This is a genomic window from Micromonospora sp. NPDC049903, assembly GCF_044460945.1.
Lineage (GTDB): Bacteria > Actinomycetota > Actinomycetes > Mycobacteriales > Micromonosporaceae > Micromonospora.
Map to the genome: position 1 here is coordinate 1 of NZ_JBITKL010000059.1, position 3,419 is coordinate 3,419.

Genomic DNA, 3,419 nt, shown 5'->3' on the forward strand with positions numbered 1-3,419 from the left:
ACCCTGCACTGGTCAATCTGGCGACGAACATCCCAAGCCCGAGCCCGCCGATCCCACTACCAGCGCAGACAGGCCAAGTGACGTTGGAGTACTAGGCGAGTCCCGCTACAGGAAAGTGCGGAGGCCCACAGAAGTGGAACTGGAGTCCTCCGCACCTTCCCGTCACGTCACGCTGGATAGTTTGCAGCGCACCCGGAATCCTCACGGATCTCCTGTGCGTTACGCGGACCCTCTCCGCCGCTCTTATCGCGATAGGTGTATTTGACAACTTGAGGGTCTGCATCAGCCGGGTATTCGGGCGCCTCGGAGATCACTATCACGTCCGCCACCGTGTGCTGCCCCCCCTTCACGTTGAGACGCAGAGTGATACCAACGAACTCGGGGAGTCCGATGTTCGAGCCCGCTTCGATGGTCGTCGTACGATAGCCGCTGCTGTCGCCAAGCGTGATCCACCCCTCGGCGATGGGCGCCTCCGTGGGATCCGCGACCTTCCAGTAGGTAAACCGCATTGACGTAGGATCAAAGTCCGACACCTTCGCGGCCGCCTGGTTGTCGATCGCCTCGACCTCCACCACCTGCTCACCTTCGCAGAGCGGCGCGTAGATGTGGATTCGATCGCCGATCCGCGCTACGCCGACGGCATAGTAGTCATGGCTGGGCAGCAGGACACCACAGCTGGCCATCAGTAGCGATATCCCTATCGAAAGGATAACCACTCGCGCCCTTAACACGGGTAGCCTCCTCCGCCACCACTGGCGACTTCAGCGGCCTTTTCGAACCTATTGCAGCCGTCGCCGCCTATCCAAACATCAATCGCCTCGGCTCGAAAGTACAGGGCCGGGAATAGGAGGCCATACCGCCCCCACTGCTCATCACGGTGGTGCTTCTCGTGCGCCGCGAGCTTATCGTTCATTCTCTGGGGGCTATTTCTCCATACGAATGTGGTGCCATACATAGTTCCACCCCTTGCCGAGCCAAGCGGCAATCGCCCTTGCTCGCATGCCCACATATCATACACGTATTCACATCGTCCGCCGGTGTGCGTGACCAGCCAACGCGTAGCCTGGCCAATATCCTCGGTATGGATCCTCGCCATGCTCTCAAATGCAAACTGGAAGACCGCCTTTGTCAGGCTGAATTTTTCCTCCCCACCCTTGCGCGGGGAGGGGGCGACAGCAAATGGGGAGCGGCCAGGCGCAGGGTTTGGCGTCCGCTTCGGCAGATCCTTGACAGTCTCGTTTTTCTTTTCGAGTTTCCGCTTACTCGTATTGCACTCTTCCCCGAGGTAGTCTTCGTGACGAATCCACGGCGGTTCTGGCCGCCCCCCTCTTCGAAGTAGAGTCCGGTGGGGTCGGTGTACGTGGCTGGCGAGTTGTTGCCGTAGGCGTAGCCATGCATCTGTTGCGGATCTGCTCGGTCCATGACCGGGTCGACAGAGATGAATCGGCTGATGAACACGTCGTACTCTCGGGCACCAATGTGGGTCAGGCCGGTGGGGTCCTTGATTCCACCGACGAAGCCCTTATCCATGACGGCCGGCCAAGTTCCGGTGCCGCTCCCGCGCGTCTCGCCATAGGGCAGGGTGCGGCGCTTGGACACCGCCAGGGTGGCGGCGTTGATTGTTAGCTCGGCTGTGCCATGGTGGTCGCCGATGATCCAGTGCAGGTTGTTGCTGGTGCGTACGGCGATGGTGGCGCCGGCGTGGTTGTAGTAGCGGGTGGCGGTCTTGGCGGTGGTGGAGTTGGTGTAGCGGACCTCCAAGCCGCCGGGTAGGTGTCAGTACGGAAGACGGCTGGTGCAACCGAGACTCAACCACGGTCAGCCAATCGGCCAGTTCTCTGGCAAGCCGAAGAGCTCGTTGATCGGCTGCGCTGGCGATACGGTCGGCTCAGGCGTGTCAACCGAGACGGGTGCCAGCCATCGCGGCTGTAGGGGGATGTTGACTCCGGGTTCAAGGGTGGTCCACAGGCTAGGTTGGACGTTGGCGACCCGCCAAGGCTTGAGGTTGCTTGTGGTGATTACTTGGGGGGCGTGGCCGCGCCTCCAACCTTTGCGGGTTAGCCAGTGCCCATTCTGGTAAAGATCGCTTGGACATTCGGAAGCTTGTCGAGGGATTGCAGCGGAGAGGCCATACAGTACTCGCTGAATGTCGTAGTCCCTCGTCGGGTACTCCGTGTTTGCCATAACTGCGACAATGAGGGGGGCGTTGAGTTTCCCGTATCGATTTGCCTTTGCGCCGACAGCCCGGATTAGCGGAGTGACGTTGTCTACGCCTGCTGCCCGCCTGGGGCCAAACAGGCCAACGAGTTGGCCGCCCTTGCCGAATGTGTCGGGTCGCAGCGGCAAAGCTGCGAATGTTAGGGACCAACAATCCTCCTTAAATGCTCGGCGTGGAAGGGTGTGGCGGCTGGGGTTGGCGGCGAATGCCGCAGAGACTGCGTGGGGGTCAAGGGACGCGAGCCATTGCGACAGCTGATTGCGTAGCTTGGTCGTGGCCAGCGGTCGCAAGCCGATCGAGTCGTAGGCAAAGCTGATCTTGAACGTGTCGGCAGGAAGTTTCTCCAGCACGGCATGCACGTCGCTTAAACGGCGTTCCTCAGCAAGTGCTCTCGTTGCGATGCTCGCCCGTACTGCTTCCAGATAGAATCTGCTCTCGCCGTTGTCAATGAGGAAGTCTGGGCGCTTTGAGGAGCCCAGCACTTCTGGGTGCACCGTGATGGAATAGCCGGCACGGCGGTACGCCTCATGTAGGTAGAGCTCCCAGAAAGCCGACTCAAACTCGTGATCGTCCCCAGCCTGCATGCTCTTGATCAACGAGTTGCGCTCTGAGGAGGGGTACTGATCCACCCATTCGGTAAGCAGTCGGCGGACTTCTGCAAAAGGCAGCCTGGCCGAGCGGTTGAGGAAAGCGTACTCGACCTCGTTCAGCTTCCTCGGCGAATGATCTGTACGAATAAAGTCATCGAATATCGACATGAGGACTCCTGTCAGCAACAAACTCATTTGTCAAGATCCGAGCGGCGTTTAGGTGCGCGGAGCTAGCTGGAGTGCCCATGAGCTTTGTTGACGGCGTGGCGGCTTGGGACGGGGCGAGACCTCCGGCGCGGGGTGAGTTGCTGACGCAGAGCCGTTCATTCTTGCGTGGATCAGGTAACAGGTGTTACCGCTCGCAGATCAGGCAGCTCCCGCATTCTTAAATGCCACCACCACGAGGACTAACGCATTTCAAACCCCCCACCGCAAAACCACTCACTGTTTGCCATCGCTTCGTACATTGCCGTACGCCAGCTGTTCAACTCGTTCGCTACCTTTGACTCAGCGCCCTCTAGTACTCCAACGTCACTTGGCCTGTCTGCGCTGGTAGTGGGATCGGCGGGCTCGGGCTTGGGATGTTCGTCGCCAGATTGACCAGTGCAGGG

Annotated in this window: 3 protein-coding genes; all 3 read right to left on the reverse strand. The window is 59.9% G+C overall.

The window, feature by feature from the left end; genetic code table 11:
- Window positions 1-167: 167 nt before the first annotated feature.
- The gene (locus ACIBO1_RS32230; RefSeq protein WP_396753081.1) at window positions 168-683 is read right to left on the reverse strand and encodes a hypothetical protein; all 516 of its coding nucleotides are present in this window, start codon (window positions 681-683) and stop codon (window positions 168-170) included.
- A gap of 445 nt (window positions 684-1,128) precedes the next feature.
- The gene (locus tag ACIBO1_RS32235; protein WP_396753083.1) at window positions 1,129-1,761 is read right to left on the reverse strand and encodes an RHS repeat-associated core domain-containing protein; all 633 of its coding nucleotides are present in this window, start codon (window positions 1,759-1,761) and stop codon (window positions 1,129-1,131) included.
- A gap of 57 nt (window positions 1,762-1,818) precedes the next feature.
- Complete coding sequence (locus tag ACIBO1_RS32240; RefSeq protein ID WP_396753085.1) at window positions 1,819-2,976, reverse strand: hypothetical protein; 1,158 nt, start codon at window positions 2,974-2,976, stop codon at window positions 1,819-1,821.
- Between the last annotated feature and the right edge of the window lie 443 nt (window positions 2,977-3,419).